The sequence below is a fragment of the Enterococcus sp. MSG3299 genome, assembly GCF_050555765.1.
Taxonomy (GTDB): domain Bacteria; phylum Bacillota; class Bacilli; order Lactobacillales; family Enterococcaceae; genus Enterococcus; species Enterococcus faecalis.
Genome location: NZ_CP187869.1, coordinates 2,756,575 through 2,775,934, shown reverse-complemented (window position 1 = coordinate 2,775,934; position 19,360 = coordinate 2,756,575). Strand labels below are relative to the sequence as shown.

General features: G+C 37.8%; 13 protein-coding genes. 11 read left to right on the top strand and 2 right to left on the bottom strand.

Features of this window, described 5'->3' with window-relative positions:
* The first annotated feature begins 2 nt into the window (after positions 1 to 2).
* From citF to mnmG, 8 genes are all read left to right on the top strand, one after another.
* Entirely contained in the window at positions 3 to 1,535 is a 1,533-nt protein-coding gene (gene citF / locus IGL23_RS13555; RefSeq protein WP_002355996.1) for a citrate lyase subunit alpha, read from the top strand.
* Positions 1,528 to 2,064 (top strand): citrate lyase holo-[acyl-carrier protein] synthase, encoded by a 537-nt coding sequence (gene citX, locus IGL23_RS13550; RefSeq protein WP_002390266.1) that lies wholly within the window; start codon positions 1,528 to 1,530, stop codon positions 2,062 to 2,064. Before citF ends, citX begins: the two co-directional genes overlap by 8 nt.
* On the top strand, positions 2,057 to 3,454 hold the full coding sequence (locus IGL23_RS13545; RefSeq protein ID WP_002355994.1) for an oxaloacetate decarboxylase subunit alpha: 1,398 nt from the start codon (positions 2,057 to 2,059) through the stop codon (positions 3,452 to 3,454). The genes citX and IGL23_RS13545 overlap by 8 nt, the downstream gene beginning before the upstream one ends.
* Positions 3,455 to 3,571: 117 nt before the next feature.
* A complete protein-coding gene (locus IGL23_RS13540) occupies positions 3,572 to 4,744 on the top strand; it encodes an NAD(P)-dependent malic enzyme (protein WP_010710949.1) in 1,173 nt (390 codons plus the stop codon).
* 6 nt (positions 4,745 to 4,750) lie between these two features.
* Positions 4,751 to 5,620 carry a triphosphoribosyl-dephospho-CoA synthase CitG gene (citG, locus tag IGL23_RS13535; protein ID WP_002355991.1) on the top strand — a complete coding sequence of 290 codons (870 nt, stop codon included), beginning with the start codon at positions 4,751 to 4,753 and terminating at the stop codon, positions 5,618 to 5,620.
* Positions 5,621 to 6,360: 740 nt separating this feature from the next.
* On the top strand, positions 6,361 to 10,785 hold the full coding sequence (locus IGL23_RS13530) for an Ig-like domain-containing protein (RefSeq protein ID WP_033594383.1): 4,425 nt from the start codon (positions 6,361 to 6,363) through the stop codon (positions 10,783 to 10,785).
* A gap of 232 nt (positions 10,786 to 11,017) precedes the next feature.
* The gene (mnmE, locus tag IGL23_RS13525; protein ID WP_033594384.1) at positions 11,018 to 12,415 is read left to right on the top strand and encodes a tRNA uridine-5-carboxymethylaminomethyl(34) synthesis GTPase MnmE; all 1,398 of its coding nucleotides are present in this window, start codon (positions 11,018 to 11,020) and stop codon (positions 12,413 to 12,415) included.
* 19 nt (positions 12,416 to 12,434) lie between these two features.
* A complete protein-coding gene (gene mnmG / locus IGL23_RS13520; protein ID WP_033594386.1) occupies positions 12,435 to 14,333 on the top strand; it encodes a tRNA uridine-5-carboxymethylaminomethyl(34) synthesis enzyme MnmG in 1,899 nt (632 codons plus the stop codon).
* 78 nt (positions 14,334 to 14,411) lie between these two features.
* Here the strand turns inward: mnmG and IGL23_RS13515 are convergent, their stop codons facing one another.
* A complete protein-coding gene (locus IGL23_RS13515) occupies positions 14,412 to 15,011 on the bottom strand; it encodes a site-specific integrase (RefSeq protein ID WP_050443314.1) in 600 nt (199 codons plus the stop codon).
* 122 nt (positions 15,012 to 15,133) lie between these two features.
* Complete coding sequence (locus tag IGL23_RS13510; protein ID WP_239642616.1) at positions 15,134 to 15,277, bottom strand: hypothetical protein; 144 nt, start codon at positions 15,275 to 15,277, stop codon at positions 15,134 to 15,136.
* 1,814 nt (positions 15,278 to 17,091) lie between these two features.
* Here IGL23_RS13510 and IGL23_RS13505 point away from each other — a divergent pair.
* From IGL23_RS13505 to IGL23_RS13495, 3 genes are all read left to right on the top strand, one after another.
* Complete coding sequence (locus IGL23_RS13505) at positions 17,092 to 17,205, top strand: hypothetical protein (protein WP_373419615.1); 114 nt, start codon at positions 17,092 to 17,094, stop codon at positions 17,203 to 17,205.
* 279 nt (positions 17,206 to 17,484) lie between these two features.
* Positions 17,485 to 17,796, top strand: a complete 312-nt coding sequence (locus IGL23_RS13500; RefSeq protein ID WP_033594387.1) for a helix-turn-helix domain-containing protein — start codon at positions 17,485 to 17,487, stop codon at positions 17,794 to 17,796.
* A 10-nt stretch (positions 17,797 to 17,806) separates the two neighbouring features.
* Positions 17,807 to 19,201, top strand: coding sequence for a Fic family protein (locus IGL23_RS13495; protein WP_162782904.1), 1,395 nt, complete (start codon positions 17,807 to 17,809; stop codon positions 19,199 to 19,201).
* Positions 19,202 to 19,360 lie beyond the last annotated feature (159 nt).

Below are 19,360 nucleotides of genomic sequence, written 5' to 3'. Positions count from 1 at the left end.
ACATGGTAGTAAATAAAGTAGGCAAAGACATTCCTCAATCTTATGCAGAGCAATACGGCATTTATGAAGGAGAATTAGCACACATTGATGCGTATCAAGAAGCGAGCCGAGCAATTAAACCAGTGAAACCTCGGGAGACAAAACTTTTAGGAAGTATTCGTGAAGCAATTGAAAAAACAGGTTTAAAAGATGGCATGACCATCTCTTTCCATCACCATTTCCGTGAAGGAGACTATGTGATGAATTTAGTTTTAGCCGAGATTGCCGCCATGGGGCTGAAAAACATTTCGATTGCACCTAGTTCAATTGCAAATGTTCATGAACCTTTGATCGAACACATTAAAAATGGAGTAGTCACCAACATTACTTCTTCAGGTTTGAGAGATAAAGTAGGCGCCGCTATTTCAGCAGGTATCATGGAAAATCCTGTGGTGATTCGTTCACATGGTGGCCGGGCACGGGCAGTAGCAGCAGGTGATATCCATATTGATGTAGCTTTCTTAGGTGCACCAAGTTCAGACGCTTATGGAAATGCGAATGGAACCAAAGGAAAAGCCACCTGTGGTTCTCTTGGATATGCGATGGTCGATGCAAAATATGCGGATCAAGTGGTCATCATTACTGACACATTAGTACCATATCCTAATACCCCTATTAGTATTCCACAAACAGATGTTGATTATGTGGTAGAAATTGATGCAATTGGTGATCCAGATGGAATTGCCAAAGGCGCGACACGTTTTACAAAGAATCCTAAAGAATTATTGATTGCTGAATATGCCGCAAAAATAATTACACATTCTCCTTACTACAAAGAAGGCTTCTCATTCCAAACAGGAACAGGTGGCTCTTCACTAGCAGTTACGCGGTTCATGAGAGAACAAATGCTTAAAGATGGCATTAAAGCAAGTTTCGCTTTAGGCGGAATTACGAATGCAATGGTGGAACTTTTGGAAGAAGGCTTAGTAGAAAAAATTATTGACGTCCAAGACTTTGATCATCCATCAGCTATTTCTTTAGGGGAAAATGCCAATCATTATGAAATTGATGCCAATATGTATGCTTCACCGCTTAGCAAAGGGGCGGTTATTAATCAATTAGACACAGCTATTTTATCTGCTTTAGAAGTGGACACAGATTTTAATGTAAATGTCATTACTGGTTCAGATGGTGTCATCCGTGGTGCTTCTGGCGGACATTCCGATACAAGTATGGCTTGTAAAATGAGTCTAGTGATTGCACCACTTGTTCGTGGACGGATTCCAACAATCGTTGAGCAAGTAAATACAGTCGTTACACCAGGTACGAGTGTCGATGTCGTAGTAACGGAAGTCGGCATTGCAATCAATCCAAAAAGAACAGACTTAATTGATTGTTTTAAAACCTTAGATGTTCCTCAGTTTACGTTAGAAGAGTTGAAAGACAAAGCCTACAACATTGTTGGCACCCCGGAACCAATTAAATATGGAGACAAAGTTGTTGCGTTAATTGAATACCGAGATGGTAGTCTAATTGATGTGGTACGCAATGTTTAATGGGGAAAAAGTAACACTTTTAGAGATGTTGGATGCTCGCGAACAAAGAGCTGCCACACAGAAGGAGTTGTTAGAAACAGCACCAGAAGCTAGTCTCTTATCTGCCACAATGAATATTCCTGGAGAAGTAAAAAATTCGCCCACCTTAACGGCTGTTTTTTTAGAAGTAATTGACGAAGTCGAGCAACAATTGCTGGATCAAGTACCGATTGTTAATTTTTACCGGAATGAAAAAACAGGTCCTGAATATTATTTGGCGGTTTCGTTAGCCCCACAAGAATTAAAACAAAGAATGGTCAAAATTGAAGAAACACATCCTTATGGTCGTTTAGTGGACCTAGATGTTTTATGGGGAAATGAAGAACTAAAAAGCCTTCATCGAGGAGATTTAGGCTTGCCACCACGGCGCTGTTTTATTTGCCAAGAAGAGGCGAAAGTCTGTGGACGAAATCGACGTCACAGTCTTGAAGCAATGCAAGAAAAAATAACAGAAATAATTTTGACACGAAAGGAGCAGCCAAGTGAGTAAAAAAATTCGTTTTACAGAAACGGTGCTACGGGATGGACAACAAAGTTTAATTGCAACACGGATGCCAACCTCAGATATGCTGCCGATTATTAAAACAATGGACGAGGCAGGATTTCATGCATTAGAAATGTGGGGCGGGGCAACGTTTGATTCCTGTGTCCGCTATTTAAACGAGGATCCTTGGGAACGTCTTCGCCAAATTCGCAAAGAAGTTAAAAATACCAAACTTCAAATGTTATTACGAGGACAAAATTTACTAGGATATCGTCATTACGCTGATGATGTGGTGCGGGCCTTTGTCGAAAAATCAGTTGAAAATGGGATTGATATTATTCGTATTTTCGATGCCTTGAATGATGTCCGTAATTTACAAACAGCAATTCAAACAACAAAAGAAGCTGGCGGACACTGTCAAGCAGCGATCTCTTATACCACGAGTGAAATTCATACCATCGATTACTTTGTAAAATTAGCCAAAGAATTAAGTCAAACAGGAGCGGATTCCATTTGTATTAAGGATATGGCAGGCGTTTTGACGCCACAAACGGGTTTTGAATTAGTGAGCAAAATGAAAGATGCCATTGATTTACCTTTAGAGGTGCATACGCATGCGACTAGTGGTATTTCTGAGATGACCTATTTAAAAGTCGCTGAAGCAGGTGCGGATATCATCGATACAGCTATTTCTTCTTTCGCTGGCGGTACGAGTCAACCAGCCACAGAATCTGTAGCCATTGCGTTAGAAGATTTAGGCTTTGAAACAGGTTTAAATATGGAAAAAGTAACAGAGATTGCTGACTATTTCAATCCGATTCGTGATCGCTTTAGAAGTGAAGGCATTTTAAACCCTAAAGTTAAAGATACGGAACCGAAAACCTTGATTTATCAAGTACCTGGTGGTATGTTATCAAACTTATTAAGTCAATTAACGGAGCAAGGCTTACAAGACAAATATGAAGAAGTTTTAGCTGAAGTACCTAAAGTAAGAGCAGATTTAGGGTATCCACCACTAGTTACGCCGCTTTCACAAATGGTTGGAACACAAGCCTTAATGAATGTGATTTCTGGGGAAAGATATTCCTTAATACCGAATGAAATCAAAGATTATGTGCGCGGAGAATATGGCAAATCACCAGCACCTATCGCAGAAGAGATTAAGCAAAAAATCATTGGGGATGAAGAAGTAATTACTTGTCGACCAGCGGATTTATTGAAACCAGAGTTGCATAGTTTAGAAAAGGAAATCCAACAATATGCAAAATCTGAAGAGGATGTCCTATTATATGCGATGTTCCCACAACAAGGAAAAGACTTTTTAGGACGTCGTGAAGATCCTTTTTACGATGTACCGTTACAGAAAGTGACAGTCAAACTTGACTTGCCAGAATAGAACGGGCAAGTGCTCCGCAAATGTATAAAGAAGCAAGGGTTTGAGCGACGATAACGGTTGTTCAAACCCTTGCTTCATCAAATAGAAAAAAGGCAGCCCGTGAAAGGAAGTGACAATGTGTTAGAAGAAGTTCTAGCAATTCATCAAAAAAATATTGGTGTACTAAGTCTTGAAGCAACAGAAGCGGTGTTAAACCATCATGATTTAGCCAAAATGTATACACCTGGTGTCGCAGAATTGAGTTTAATGATTGCCCAAAATCATGAATTAGCGCGCGAGTGGACCATTAGTGGTAAGTTAATTGCGGTTATTACAGATGGGTCAGCTGTTCTGGGTCTCGGCAATATGGGCACGCAAGCGGGCTTGCCAATTGTTGAAGGCAAAGCTTTACTTTATAAAAATTTGGCGGGGGTCGATGCTATTCCTTTAGCACTGGAACAAAAATCAGTGGACGAGATGGTTCAAACAATTGAAAATTTACAAAATAGTTTTGCAGGAATCCACTTAGAAGATATTTCTGCACCAAAATGTTTTGAAATTGAAGAAAAACTTCAACAACGTTTGAACATTCCTGTGTATCATGATGACCAAGAAGGAACAGCCATCGTCGTTTTAGCTGGACTAATTAACGCAGCTAAAATTAAAGGAAAACCTTTAAATGAATTACGTGTGGTGATTAACGGAGTTGGTGCTTCTGGTGTAGCGACCGCTAAGTTATGTATTCAAGCGGGGATTACGCATCTCACCTTAGTAGATCGCCAAGGTGTTTTAAGAGAAGAAGACCCGACATTGAATCCTTACCAACGTGCTTTGCTTCGACAGGTAATAAAACCATCAGTAGAAAACAAAGATTTAGCCACCGCTGTCGTCAATCAGGATGTTTTTTTAGGCTTATCAGAAGCGGATGTGCTAACGCCAGCCCTGATTAAATCAATGAACCAAGACCCAATTATCTTTGCTTTAGCAAATCCTAAACCAGAAATTGAACCAGCCCTCGCCCAAGCCAATGGCGTCCGTTTATTAGCAACTGGTTCTTCCAAATATCCGAATCAAGTGAACAACATTTTAGCTTTTCCAGGTCTTTTTAAAGGGTTATTGGCAGCGAAAGGCAGAAAAGTCGATGTCGGTTTGCAAATGACAGTAGCACGAAGCTTGGCCGCTATGATTTCAGAACCCACAGCAGAAAAATTCATACCTAATGTATTTGATGGCGGCGTAGTTGACACGGTTTTTAATGCTGTACTAGACTATATAAAACAAGAAAAGACCACGGCAGAAGAAGGGACGTAAAAGGCAATGACAAAGCAAGCAAGGAGTAAATTAGCGCAGCAAGCACAATTGGCACTACTCTATGAAGTGACCTGTTTAAATAAACCAGGCTTGGTGGATCCAGTCGATGCAGGCGCCCATCAAGATATGGATGTTTTCACTTTTTTAGAAAGTAGTGTGGTTTTGACTCCTTATTTTGAAACCTTCGTTCAAGCTGGGACAGAGCTACGTCATTTGCCGATTGAGGCAACATTTCGCGCGATTCGACAAGTTGGTTTAGAAGCAGAACGAGCAATGTTTGAGGCAACAGAAGGTATCAATACACATAAAGGAGCGATTTTTTCTCTAGGTATTTTTTTAGCTATCTGTGGTCGTTTAATGATTTGGGAGACCCCTTGCACCTTACAATTGTTTCAACAAACGCTTCAAACAATGACGCAAGACTTATTGGCTGACTTTGAAAACCTCGCTACGAATGAGCTAGAAAAACTAACTTGGGGTGAACGACTATTTGTTCAGCATGGCTTGACTGGAATCCGTGGAGAGGCGCAACAAGGTTATCCCGCTGTCTTTGAACAGGGAGTGCCTTATTATCAAAAACATCAAGGCACACAACAACAAAAACTCATTGATACGCTCCTTTATTTATCGCTCTATGTTGAGGATACGAATTTGATTAAACGAAGTCAAAATGTCCAAATTTTTGAAATATATCAACCGTTAATCCAGGAATATTTTGCTTTAGGGGGGACACAAACGTTACGGGGAACCCTTTGTTTAGAAAGATTGAATCACTTATTCAAAGAAAAAAATTGGAGTATTGGTGGCAGTGCAGATGCTTTAATTTTGGTGGTATTTTTAGATAAACTAATGAAATTAAATTGGCTGACCCCTTAATTAAAAAGATAGTTACAACGCTGATTTGGTCAGTTATTTTGACCTTATATGCTTATGGAAAGGTCTCAAGAGAATTCAAGAAAGCGATTGACAAATACCACGAAACACAGTATATTTTATTACGAAATCATTCTTATCAGAGTATACAAATACGATGATAAACAGTTGAAGCGAATCTTGATTTGCTTTTCCTAAACCTGATTCTTTTAGAATCAGGTTTTTGTTTATCTAAAAGGCGGCATTCGTTCAAAAACGGCTGTCGCCTTTTTTTATGAAATTTTTTTAATATAAAAAAATTCATAAAAAAATCTTAAAAACAGAAAAAATTGTTATAGATTAGAGTCATTTTTTTGATGTAAAGTTTTTATGACTTACAGCCATAAAATTGATAAAAACAGTCAAAGAAGCAGAAAAAATAATAGTGGAATTTCTCAAAAAAATAAAAAAATTTTCCGTTATTTAATTATCGATTTATCAAACGATAAGTTATAATAAAATAATTTATTTATCTTTAATGATTGGGGAGAAATGTATAAACTTCCTCATTTTCCTCTCATTGTATAATAACTCACTAATGAATTAGTGAGTTATTTAACATATCCAGGATGCTTGTTATCAAATGAATTTTTATATAAAAATTCACAGCATTATATTTTGAAAAGCTGAGGAAATGTACTAAACTGCAGGTGTTAAATCCATTTAAATCGCTAAAGGGGGAGATGAACAACTAGGGGAAGCTAATGATCTTGGTATTTATCGTTTATTTTAAAGAAAAGAGGGACGATCAGATGAAAAAGAAAATTGTTGAGGATTTTAATCGGAAAAGTCAGCATAAAAAATGGACAAAACGCAAGATGCTTAATTTAGCAATATCAAGTGGTTTATTATTTACGTCATTAGCAATCCCTGTAAGTATAGCTGTTACCTCTGGCACAATCAGTGCATCAGCAGCGGTCTTGGATATCGAACTATTATCAAATGTTACGTCAAATAATGACAGTGGCACTTCAACGAGTAATCGTTGGACAGCCGCAAACCAAAATCAACCAGTTAATTTCACGGTTTCTGGTGGCGCTTTAGCAGATGCTTCCGCTGTGTTTAGTGGACAAAAACAAGCGGTGTTAGTGGTTCCTCCTGAGTTAAGAGGAAATGTAGCTGCAGCAGGCAGCGCAGCAATCAATACCAATGTCACGATTGATCTTTCAAAAGTTACTTTTTTGACCGCCGTTTTGAATGCAGCCAATGATTTAACCAATGTGATTACTCAAATTACCAGTGGGGCTTTAGGGAATTTAACTGGTGTTGATATTGATTTGACGGAAGTGAATCGTCAGTTGGAATTAGTGAATAACATTGAAAACTTAGGTGCTGCTTCATTTACAGCTCCGGAAACATTAGCAGCTGACGGCTCATACATTAGCGCACCAATTAGTGATGGTTTAGGGTTAGTTTTAGCCCAAAATGTTTCAAACATCTTACAAGATTTGAATGCGGCAGTTCAAGCTTTGGAGGCAAAAGGAACCAGTATCCCAAGTAATCTTGTCGCCACAGCCATAAATGCAGCCTTGCTTCCTGTCAAAGGCACGGTAAACGTGGCTGTTTCAGGTGCTTTGCCTTTATTAGCGGTTGGTGGTTCAGGTGTGAATGAGTTAGTGGATGCTTCTTTACTAGGCGCAACTACGGTTACTTTACCAACTACCGTTTCAACACCTCAAAATTTATCCAATAATTTAGATGCTCGTTTTGTAGGAACAGTCGTTCAAACAGATCTTTTAGACGTTAATTTATTAGCAACAGCAGACGGTGTATCCAACATTTATTTTGCTGCAGGTACTACTAGTGAAGTAACCGCACCAACAATCACAGGAGTAACAGGTAATTCAACGGCAGGTTACGAAGTTAAAGGAACTGCCGATGCCAATGCCACGGTTGAAATCCGAAATGCAGGAGGCACCGTAATAGGCACAGGTACCGCTGATGGGACAGGAGCGTTTACAGTTACCATTCCCGCAGGTGAAGCAGGTGCCAATGAAACATTAACGGCTGTAGCGAAAAACGCCAGCGGCACAGAAAGTACGCCAACAACGTTCCAAACGCCAGCGGATCCTAATACGCCCGTGGCGACGCCAATTGTTGAGACTGTAACAGGTAGTACAACAAAAGGCTATGAGGTCAAAGGGACTGCTGAAGTTGGCACCACCATTGAGGTTCGCGATGCAGCTGGCACGGTCCTTGGTACTGCAACAACTGGAACTGACGGAAAATATACAGTGACTTTAGATCCAGGAAAAGCAACAGCCAATCAAACGCTGAGCGTTGTAGCGAAAAACGCTAGTGGCACGGAAAGTCAACCAGCAACGGCGACAACACCAGCTGATGTCACTGCACCAACAGTTGATAACATCACAGGCAACTCTGGTTCGGGTTATGAAATTACAGGAACAGCAGACCCTAACACAACAATCGAAGTTCGTGATCCATCTGGGGCAGTCATTGGTACAGGTACCTCTGATGCGAATGGTGATTTTACTGTAACGCTACCAACGGGAACGACCAATCCTGGGGATACGTTAACAGTGATTGGAAAGGATAACGCGGGAAATGAAAGTCAACCGACTGAAGTCCTTGTTCCTGCTGATGCCACGGTTACAGCACCAACTGTAACAGGAGTAACAGGTAATTCAGTTGCTGGTTATCAGGTGACAGGCACCGCTGATCCGAATGCTACCATCGAAATTCGTGATGCAGATGGGAACGTGATTGCAACAGGGACTGCCGATGGGACTGGTTCCTTTGCTGTGAACCTTCCAGCTGGGACGGCAAATGCGAATGAAACATTGACAGCGTTAGCCAAAGATCCTGCTGGCAATACAAGTACACCGACAACCTTCCAAACACCAGCAGATGAAGTAGTGGCACCGCCAAGTGTCGACAAAGTAACTGGGAATACAACACAAGGATATCAAGTGACAGGTACCGCTGAACTTGGCACCACCATTGAAGTTCGTGCAACAGACGGAACAGTTTTAGGCACCGCAACAACTGGACCGACTGGCCAATATACTGTGACGTTAGCTTCAGGAAAAGCAACAGCTAAACAAACAGTGAATGTAGTTGCTAAAAATGATACTGGACTTGAGAGTCAACCAACTACAGCTATGACACCCGCTGATGTTACCACACCAACAATTGGTGACATTACTGGAGATTCAACAACTGGTTATGAAATCACTGGGACGGCGGACCCTAATACCACCATTGAAGTACGGAACCCAGATGGAACAATTATTGGTACAACGACAACGGATGATCAAGGAAACTTTACTGTGGACCTTCCAGCGGGAGCCGCTAATCCTGGTGATACATTAACAGTTGTTGGAAAAGACGGTGACGGCAATGAAAGTCAACCAACGGAAGTGACGGTCCCTGAAGATGCAACCGTAGCAGCACCAACTGTGACGACTGTTACAGGAACAACTGCCACTGGGTATCAAGTAACCGGCACGGCAGAGCCAAATGTCACCATTGAGATTCACAATGAAGCAGGTTTAGTTATTGCTACGGGAACGACTGATGGTGCTGGCGCCTTTACAATCACTCTTCCGACGGGCACAGCAACAGCTAACGAAGCCTTAACTGCCATTGCGAAAGATGCTGCTGGGAAAGAAAGTAATCCGACTGCTTTCAAAACACCTGCTGATCCAGATGCACCAGTCGCGACACCTACTGTTGACAAAATCACTGGTAGCACGACAAACGGCTATCAAGTAGTAGGAGCAGCAGAAGTTGGTACAACAGTTGAGGTGCGTGACGCCGATGGCACAGTCCTTGGCATGGCAACTACTAGAACTGATGGCAAATACACAGTGACTTTAGAGCCAGGGAAGGCCTCAGCTAACGAAACAATAACTGTCGTAGCGAAAAATGCAACAGGAAAAGAAAGTCAGCCAGCTACAGCAACTACACCAGCCGACTTAGCCACACCAACCATTGATTCTATTACCGGAAATTCTGGTAAAGGTTACGAAATCACTGGAACGGCGGAGCCCAAAACCACTATTGATGTCCGTGACGCAGACGGAACCATCATTGCTGCTACCACTGCTAACGAAACCGGCCAATATACGGTGACTCTACCAGCTGGCGTAGTGACACCAGGAGAAACGATTACGATTATTAGCAAAGATGGCGCTGGCAATGAAAGTCAACCAGCTACAGCCGTTATTCCAGCGGATGTTGTTTTAGCGGCGCCAACTATTACGAAGGTTGAAGGAAACAAAGCCAATGGCTATACAGTCACTGGAACTGCTGATCCAAATGTCACGGTTCAATTTTACAATAGCAGTGAACAATTATTGGCAAGTGGCAATACAACTACTGGAGGCACCTTCTCCGTTCATATTGCAGCAGGGTTAGCAACAGAAAAAGAAACGTTAACCGCACTAACCACAGATACACAAGGAAATGTGAGTCCTAAAACCACATTTATGACGCCAGCCGATATTACGGGAGAACCAGAAATTAAAATTGCGGCACCAACTGTTTCTTCAGTTTTAGGAACGTCTAAAGCCGGCTACCTTATCAAAGGAACAGCTGAACCAAACCGAATCATTCAAATTAGTAACCGACTATTAAGAAGTGTGATTGCTGTAGGTGCCACCGATGCTGAAGGCAACTTCGCTATCCAATTAACAGCGGGACAAGCGACTGCTCAACAAAGTTTACTTGCGACAGCTACCGATGGCGCAGGACATTACAGTACGGCTACAACCTTCATGACACCAGCCGACCCAACGAATCCTGGAGGAGGCAATGGTAACACTGGCGGAAATAACGGCAATACAGGCGGCAATACAGGAAACAATGGCGCAACTGGCGGGAATAATGGGAATGGTTCAAACACAGGTTCAAATCCAAATGGAGGTTCTGGTTTAGGCACAACAGGTTCTGGCTTAGATTCACTAGGCAATGGCCTCGGTACAAATGGTAGTGGCTACCACCCTAAACTAAGCACCATCAGTTATGGCACTGGAAATCACGGGAAAACAGGCTTCTTACCTAGCACAGGTGAAAAAGAGTCTTCAGCCGTGACAACAAGTTTGTTTGGCGCCTTTGTCGCACTCCTTGCGAGCATGGGAATCATCAAACGCAAACGTAAAAACTAGCTCTCTCCTTTAATTCCTATAGATGAGAAAACGTATTGTTGAGAATTCCCCACTCAATGATACGTTTTCTCGTTCCATTTAATGAAGAAAAATTGCCAAATAGAATAAAATGTGCTATTCTATTTTCAGAAAATCGAAGGAACAAGCAGTGAAAGTGCTAAATCCAACCTGAATTTTTTAATGCAGGAGGAGTGGGCGCTTTTTTTGTTGTTATGAAGAAAGGAAGCTAATTATGCAATCAGCTACAATGGAATTTGATACAATTGCGGCGATTTCTACGCCGCCAGGTGAAGGTGCGATTAGTATTGTTCGTTTAAGTGGCGAGCAAGCAGTTGCTATTGCAAACAAAGTTTATCGGTCAGGCACTAAAGATTTAGCTAAAGTCCCCACGCACACGATTCACTATGGTCATATTGTTGATCCGCAAAACGATCAATTGATTGATGAAGTCATGCTTTCTGTGATGCGGGCACCGAAAACATTTACACGAGAAGACGTGGTAGAAATTAACTGTCATGGCGGCATTGTCGTGGTGAACCAATTATTGCAATTACTGTTACGTGAAGGCGCACGAATGGCCGAACCTGGGGAATTTACAAAACGTGCTTTTCTAAATGGCCGAATGGATCTTTCACAAGCAGAAGCAGTGATGGACTTAATCCGTGCTAAAACGGATAAAGCGATGAATGTTGCATTGAACCAATTGGATGGTAACTTGTCGGCGTTAATTCGTTCATTAAGACAAGAAATTTTAAATACTTTAGCACAAGTAGAAGTTAATATCGATTATCCAGAGTATGATGATGTCGAAGAATTAACCACAAAATTACTTTTAGAAAAAGCCGAATTTGTGAAAGCGCAGATTCAACAATTATTAACGACCGCTAAACAAGGAAAAATTTTGCGAGAAGGTCTAAGTACAGCAATTATTGGCCGACCAAATGTCGGGAAATCCAGTTTGTTAAACCATCTGTTACGAGAAGAAAAAGCTATCGTTACAGATATTGCTGGAACGACACGTGATGTCATTGAAGAATACGTTAACGTTCGCGGCGTTCCTTTAAAATTAATTGATACAGCGGGGATTCGCGAAACAGAAGACATTGTGGAACGAATTGGTGTCGAACGTAGCCGCAAAGCGTTAGCAGATTCGGATTTAATTTTGTTAGTCTTAAATCAAAGCGAAGAATTGACAGAGGAAGATCGTCAACTGTTGGAAGCAACGAAAGGCTTAAAACGCGTTATTCTTTTAAATAAAATGGACTTACCGACAAAACTAGATCCTAACGAATTACAAGGATTAGTCCCTGCAGAAGAAATTTTATCCGTTTCGGTGTTGTCAAACACAGGCTTAGACCAGTTAGAAGCGAAAATTGCTGATCTTTTCTTTGGCGGCCAAACAGGCGAAAAAGATGCTACCTATATTTCTAATACACGTCATATTGCTTTGCTAGATCAAGCAGCGCTTTCGTTACAAGAAGTGATTAACGGCATCGAAGCAGGTATGCCAGTCGATTTAGTTCAAATTGATATGACCCGTTGTTGGGATTATTTAGGGGAAATCGTCGGCGATAGTGTCCAAGATGAATTAATTACACAGTTATTTAGTCAATTTTGTTTAGGAAAATAAGACAAGAGAGGAATTTTTTATGAATCAATATCAAGCAGAATCATATGATGTTATTGTCGTCGGTGCTGGACATGCTGGCTCTGAAGCAGCCTTAGCAGCCGCACGAATGGGCGTTAAAACGTTACTTTTAACAATTAATTTAGATATGGTTGCTTTTATGCCATGTAACCCTTCTGTTGGTGGACCTGCCAAAGGAGTCGTTGTCCGAGAAATCGATGCATTAGGCGGCGAAATGGGTAAAAACATTGATAAAACCTACATCCAAATGCGGATGCTAAATACTGGTAAAGGTCCAGCAGTGCGTGCGTTGCGCGCGCAAGCTGACAAACATGCCTATGCGACAGAAATGAAACATACCATTGAAAAAGAAGAAAATTTAACCCTTCGTCAAGGGATTGTTGAAGAATTAATCGTGGAAGATGGCGTTTGTCGTGGTGTTGTAACTTCAACAGGTGCCGCATACCGTAGTCAAGCAGTGGTGATTACTGCCGGTACTGCCTTGCGTGGCGAAATTATTATTGGTGAATTAAAATATTCATCAGGACCAAACAATTCGCAACCTTCCGTTGGTTTAGCCAATCATTTAAAAGAATTAGGTTTAGAAATCGATCGCTTTAAAACAGGAACGCCGCCGCGAGTAAAATCAAGTACGATTGATTATTCTGTGACAGAGGAACAACCAGGCGATAAAGAACCCAACCACTTTAGTTACAGCACGCCAGATAGTGCCTACAATCAAAACCAAGAACCTTGTTGGTTAACTTATACGAATGAAACAACGCATGAAATTATTCAAAAAAATCTACACCGCGCCCCAATGTTTACTGGGATTGTTGAAGGTGTGGGCGCTCGGTATTGTCCATCCATCGAGGACAAAATTGTTCGTTTTGCAGACAAACCAAGACACCAATTGTTCTTGGAACCAGAAGGGTTGAATACCGAAGAAGTTTACGTCCAAGGCTTATCTACTTCTTTACCAGAAGATGTCCAAACAGAAATGCTTCATTCTATTGAAGGATTAGAAAAAGTAGAAATGATGCGTACAGGTTACGCCATTGAATACGATGTGGTAGTCCCTCACCAATTACGCCCAACATTAGAAACAAAGGTCATTGAAAATCTTTATACAGCAGGTCAAACGAACGGAACTAGTGGCTACGAAGAAGCTGCTGGTCAAGGCTTGATGGCAGGAATTAATGCTGCATTGAAAATTCAAGGCAAAGAGCCTCTTGTTTTAAAACGTAGTGATGGCTATATTGGCGTCATGATTGACGATTTAGTTACAAAAGGCACTAACGAACCTTATCGCTTATTAACGTCACGTGCGGAGTATCGTTTGATTTTAAGACATGACAATGCGGACTTACGTTTAACAGAAATGGGTCATGAAATTGGCTTAGTCAAAGAAGAACAATATGCCGCCTATCTAGTCAAAAAAGCGGCTGTTGAAGCGGAAATTGCCCGCTTAGGCAAACATCGGATTAAACCAACCAAAGAAGTGCAAGCATTTTTGGAAACCAAAGGCGCAGCTGGCTTAAAAGATGGTATTTTAGCTAGAGATTTTCTGAAACGCCCAGAAATCAGTTATCAAGAAGTCGCTCAATTTATTCCCGCACCTGAAGAGGCGCTCGATCCAAAAGTGATTGAACAAGTAGAAATTCAAATCAAGTACGAAGGCTACATTAAAAAAGCCATGGAAAAAGTTGAGAAACTAAAACGCATGGAAGCAAAACGCATTCCAGAAAACATTGATTACCAAGCGATTAACGGCTTGGCTACAGAAGCAAAACAAAAACTACAAAAAATCCAACCAGAAACGATTGCCCAAGCAAGCCGTATCAGCGGTGTGAACCCCGCTGACATTAGCATTTTGATGGTCTACATCGAACAAGGGAAAATCGCGAAAGTTAAGAATTAAAATACTGATGTACCAGAGTTTACAGGCTAGTTAAGATTATATTTTTATTTGTTGAATGCTATATTGAATGCCATAAGTTTAAAAAGCCATGTAGTTAGCAAACTGTTCAGCTGTTTCGTTCTGTTTTGCTTCAGTAACCATGATGTAAATGTCTGTGGTTACTTTGGTTGACTTGTGTCCCAGGCGTTGTGATACGTCCTTGATACTAGCGCCACTTTCAAAGAGAAGTGATGCATTGGTCTTTCTAAAATCATGAACTTTAATAATTTTCATGTCTGGAAAGTGCTTGTGTATCTTTTTTAAAACATTATTTGGATAAGATTTATACAAATAAGCATTATCTCGATATAAAACAGAGTTGCAAAAAACCACATTTTTATGGAAGTCTTTTTCTCTTTCACCGAGTCGGAGTTTTTCCTGTAAAATGTGGTTTTTCCATTCTTTGAGAATATTCATAGTTTGATTATCCACTTTGACTATCCGATTGGAAGATTCTGTTTTTGTATCCTGTACAAGCAAGTCTCCGTTTTGAAGTTCGACTAAAGTTTTATTTATTGTCATAGTGTTATTTGAAAAATCTATATCTTTCCAAGTTAAAGCTATTGCTTCACCTTTTCTTAATCCTACGAAAGCTAGAACTCGAAAGAACGTATAAGCTCGTCTATCTTTTAAACGCAATAGACATGTAAAAAAATGTTTTAGTTCACTTTTAGTGTAATAATTATCAGTCGTCTTTTTTGCTATCTGTTTTTCTTAGGTGTAATTGTTCGTTCCATAGGATTATCAGTAATGGCATTAATTTAAAAACGGTATTTAAAAACCATATTTACATAGATACGAAGATGTTTATAAATTGGTAAAGATTCTGCCCAACTATTTAGTCTTTTTTGGCAGTACAAAGGCGTTATATTACTGATTTTAAGCAATCCAAAATATTCTAAGATATGGGTTTCAAAATAAGTTTTAATTCTTTGTTGTGTAGTTATTTAAATATCTTTCAAATGTTGTTCCAACCACAAAATATATAATTGATTACAATTCATATTTTTATAGTTAGATAAATTATTTTTTTCAAAGTCCGTTTGTAAATGAGATAAAGCCTTTATTGCTATCTTTTTCTATAACTTTTGATTGTTACCAATGTTATTTAGTCTTGTACTGCTGGAGGTAAGTGGCAGGTGTTAGTCCCATCAATGTCTTTATTTACTCGCTCGTACTTTTAGGACAATCTATTTGTGAAAGTAAGTCACAAGAAAAATATTTATTATTTATAATTGATGATTTTATTTCTACTGGAAAAATAGAAATTAGCTTTTTGTTTATAGTATCTAGTGAAATAAGAATAAGGCCACTTTTAAATTAGAAACTTTATTTGATATAGAATCATTAATTAATTTATAAACTCGATGTCAAGAGTCTAATAGGGAGTCTCAATAAATATTTAGTACAGGAGAATAATATTTTACCTGAAAGCCACCAGGCTCATTAATAGAGTTGTACAAATATAAGTAGAATCTTTATTAGATGAAATTGGAAATCCAATCTTTAAAGAATCTGAAAATAATGATTTTTTATTTGAACTATTTAGTTGAAGTATCAAATCAGATTGATGAAAGGGGTCGATCTATTAACTCCTGTATAGTATTTTGGAGATTTCTCCTATTTTCATATTCAAGATGTTTTAGAAATTAGTGAGGTAGAGAGGTTAAACGAATTGTTTACAAATGAAAATAAGATTGGTGTTTTTATCTATTAAATTATGGACGGGAAATTAATATTTGTTTCCTTTGACGCTGCAATGCTAAAAGGAAATAAAAAACAATTTTTATTAATCCTGCAGAATATTTTTAATTCCTCTCTGAAATTAACTTAAAAATTTTTTCATGGAGGTAGGATAAGAGAGCCCTCTTTAGATACTTCATTTTCAAAAAAAGAAAAAGGGTGGGAAATAGCTGTACATAAAAGTAAAAAATTCTTGATAAAGCCTTTCAACATAAGTAATTCGAGCGGAAGTATTTCATAGAGATATTAAAATCATTAGGAAAGTTCACGACTGTTTTGAACCTCTTGATTGAAATGTATTTTTATACGTGTGAAGTCTATCATATCAAATATATGGAGTGGAAAGACAGTGGTTTTAAATCCACAAAAGTTCAAACGAATAAAAACGGGTCAAGAAGTGAAATTAAGTATTATTAGAAACAAAAAAAGAGAGATTACTCCGAGTGTAATCAAGGTTTCTGACAAGAATATTACATCATGAAGGAGAAAATTTGGAAAAGTTACTTATTGATGCAAAGAAATATGAAATACCAAACGTAAAAGGTGTGGATATAAAATACAGTATGATATTTTAACTCTGTACTTGATTGTACAGGGTTTTTACATTAATTTAATAATTAGAAAACAAAAACCTCACTGAAAAATATAGAATTCTGTAGATATAGGTAACTAGAAAATTGTTTTCCAGAAATATCATAAAGAAGTAGATGTATGAATTAAGAAATTTGTGAAATTTTCAAGTATTAAAGGTATGAGCTGCCTTAGAAATTGTAACCTATTTCATAGATATTTATTGGAAAGAGAATAATAGGAGAATATTTAGAAGCTAATTTTCTAATTCTTGATACTTATGCTATTATCTCTAAATTTGAATATGGAGGACGTAATTAAACTTACCAAATATAAATCTAGATGATTTTAAAAGAAGTACTAGCTCGAGAAAAACGAGGGTACAAATGTTTGAATTACCAAGGTATTGAACAATTTAAAATATAGAAAAACATTAGATGTAAATAAAAATGGTTTTGTCCATTATCCAACAGATAGGTGTGATATATATTTCAACAAAGAAAAATACTTGAGTTTCTAGATAGAAATTTTGCAGACATCTTAGGAAAGAAATAATAAGTGTGTAAAATATTGAGAAAAAAAGATAAAATTTTGTAGTAATATAATAAACAACAATATATGATTTTGATGTTATTATAAAAATTGAATTTAATTTTAGGTACATAGTATTAAAAAATTCAATAGTTAAAAAAAGTGTTGCTTGTGATCAATTTATTTGAGAAAATAGTAAGAGGCATATGATTTAACAATGTTTTATATCAATGATAGTATTAAGTGTGTAGATTGGAGGGAGAATGTCATGGAAAATAGACTAAAAAGATTAAGAGAGCAGCAATCATTAAGTGTTAAGTTCATTACTAGAATTTTGAACATAAGTCCAGAAGAATACTATGGTTACGAAGCAGCAACTGATATAGGACCAGATTTATTAGAAAAATTAACAAGACTTTTTGGTGTTGAGAGAACGGATATATTAAATTCTAATAGTAATGAATGTTCACTTAATATGAATTCTTTGGGGTTTGCTAGGACTGATTTTGATATTACTCCCAAAGATAAAAAAGAAATTGAGAGACTTATAAAGTTACAAAATAAATTTAATGATATGTGAGAATGAATTCATGAAAGAGTGTTTGAAATTTAATGGTTATGATTTATATACAGTTGGTGATTCACCAAAAGAATTAGCCGATAAAGTATTAAATAGACATTTTAATAGAGCGATAGAGGTTGCTGATTTACCTATAGATCCTTTTTGCTTATTAAGAGACAGTGGAGTTATTTACTCTTTTCTAGATTTTGATAAGTTTGAAGGATTTTATCTTTTGCCTAAAAATTTAAGTAATCCTAAAGAAAAAACAATGGTTGGCATAAATAAGAATAGACCAATAGCTAGACAAAGATTTACAGCAGCCCATGAACTAGCTCATCATATAAAAGACGAGCAAACAATTTATTGCATGTTGTCTGATAATGGAAGTGAGGTTGAAAAGTACGCTAATGAGTTTGCTTCTAATCTATTAATGCCACAGTATTTATTGAATGAGCTTATCCAGACTCATTCAATAAATAAGGAAATGTCACAAGTACAATTTTTAAAAAGTGTTTTAAAAATTTCTGTTTTATTTGGTGTAAGTTTCCAATCAACCTTATACAGAGTAAATAATATTATAAGAAAAATAGAGTATAAAAATTTAAAAAAAGAATATAGAAAATTTAAGCCTGATGCAAAGAAAAAAGAATTGGGAATAGATAATGATTATATTCTTTATTCTCAAGTTGTTAAAAGTTATGCATTTTCTGAGTGGAATCCGACTACTAAAGTCAAAAATGATTTTATAAGATTGCTAATAAGTAACGACCATAGAATGGAAAATGGTACATTGGAAGTTGAAGAAATTAGTGAATTAATTGCAGAAATTCGATATTGTGGATTGGATAATGTACAAAAAAGTAGAAAAAATGCAGGTTTAGAACTTGTTGATGCTGATTTTGAAGTGTTGGGACAATGGGAGATGTATAATAGAGTTTTTTCAGATTATTCTTTAACCAGTATATGTGAAATCTTGTTGCTTCATCAAAATTTTTACAAGTATGCTCCATATCCAGAAGTAGGCGGGGCTTTTAGAACAGCTTCGGCAAGGATTGCTGGAAAACAGGTGTCTACGGAAAGACCTGAAAATATCTCTTCTAAAATAAACTATATTTTAAATGATTTTGATACTAAAAGAAAAAATCAGTATTTCACTGATAAGTATCTTATATTGGATTATTTAATTAAGTTACATCATGAAATAACAGTGATACACCCATTCTATGATGGGAATGGAAGAACTAGTCGTGCATTACTTAATAAACAACTATTATTATTTGGTATACCAGCCTTTTATATAGAAACTGAGAAAAAAAAAGGTTATGAAAAAGGGCTAGAAGAGTGCGATACAAATCAAAATTATGAATCTTTATTTATATTTATAGTAAAGTCAATTATAGAAGTATATGATAAGATAATATAGAATGCTATTAAACCTATCATCGCTGTGAAAAGGTCTGTATCTTTAGTCAAAACTATATGTGTTTAAGTGAAAATCATCTATTGTAAAGTTATTATATCAAGTAAGATATATCTTTTTTACTGAAAAAGGTGATTTGCTTTCGTAGATTAATAAAATATT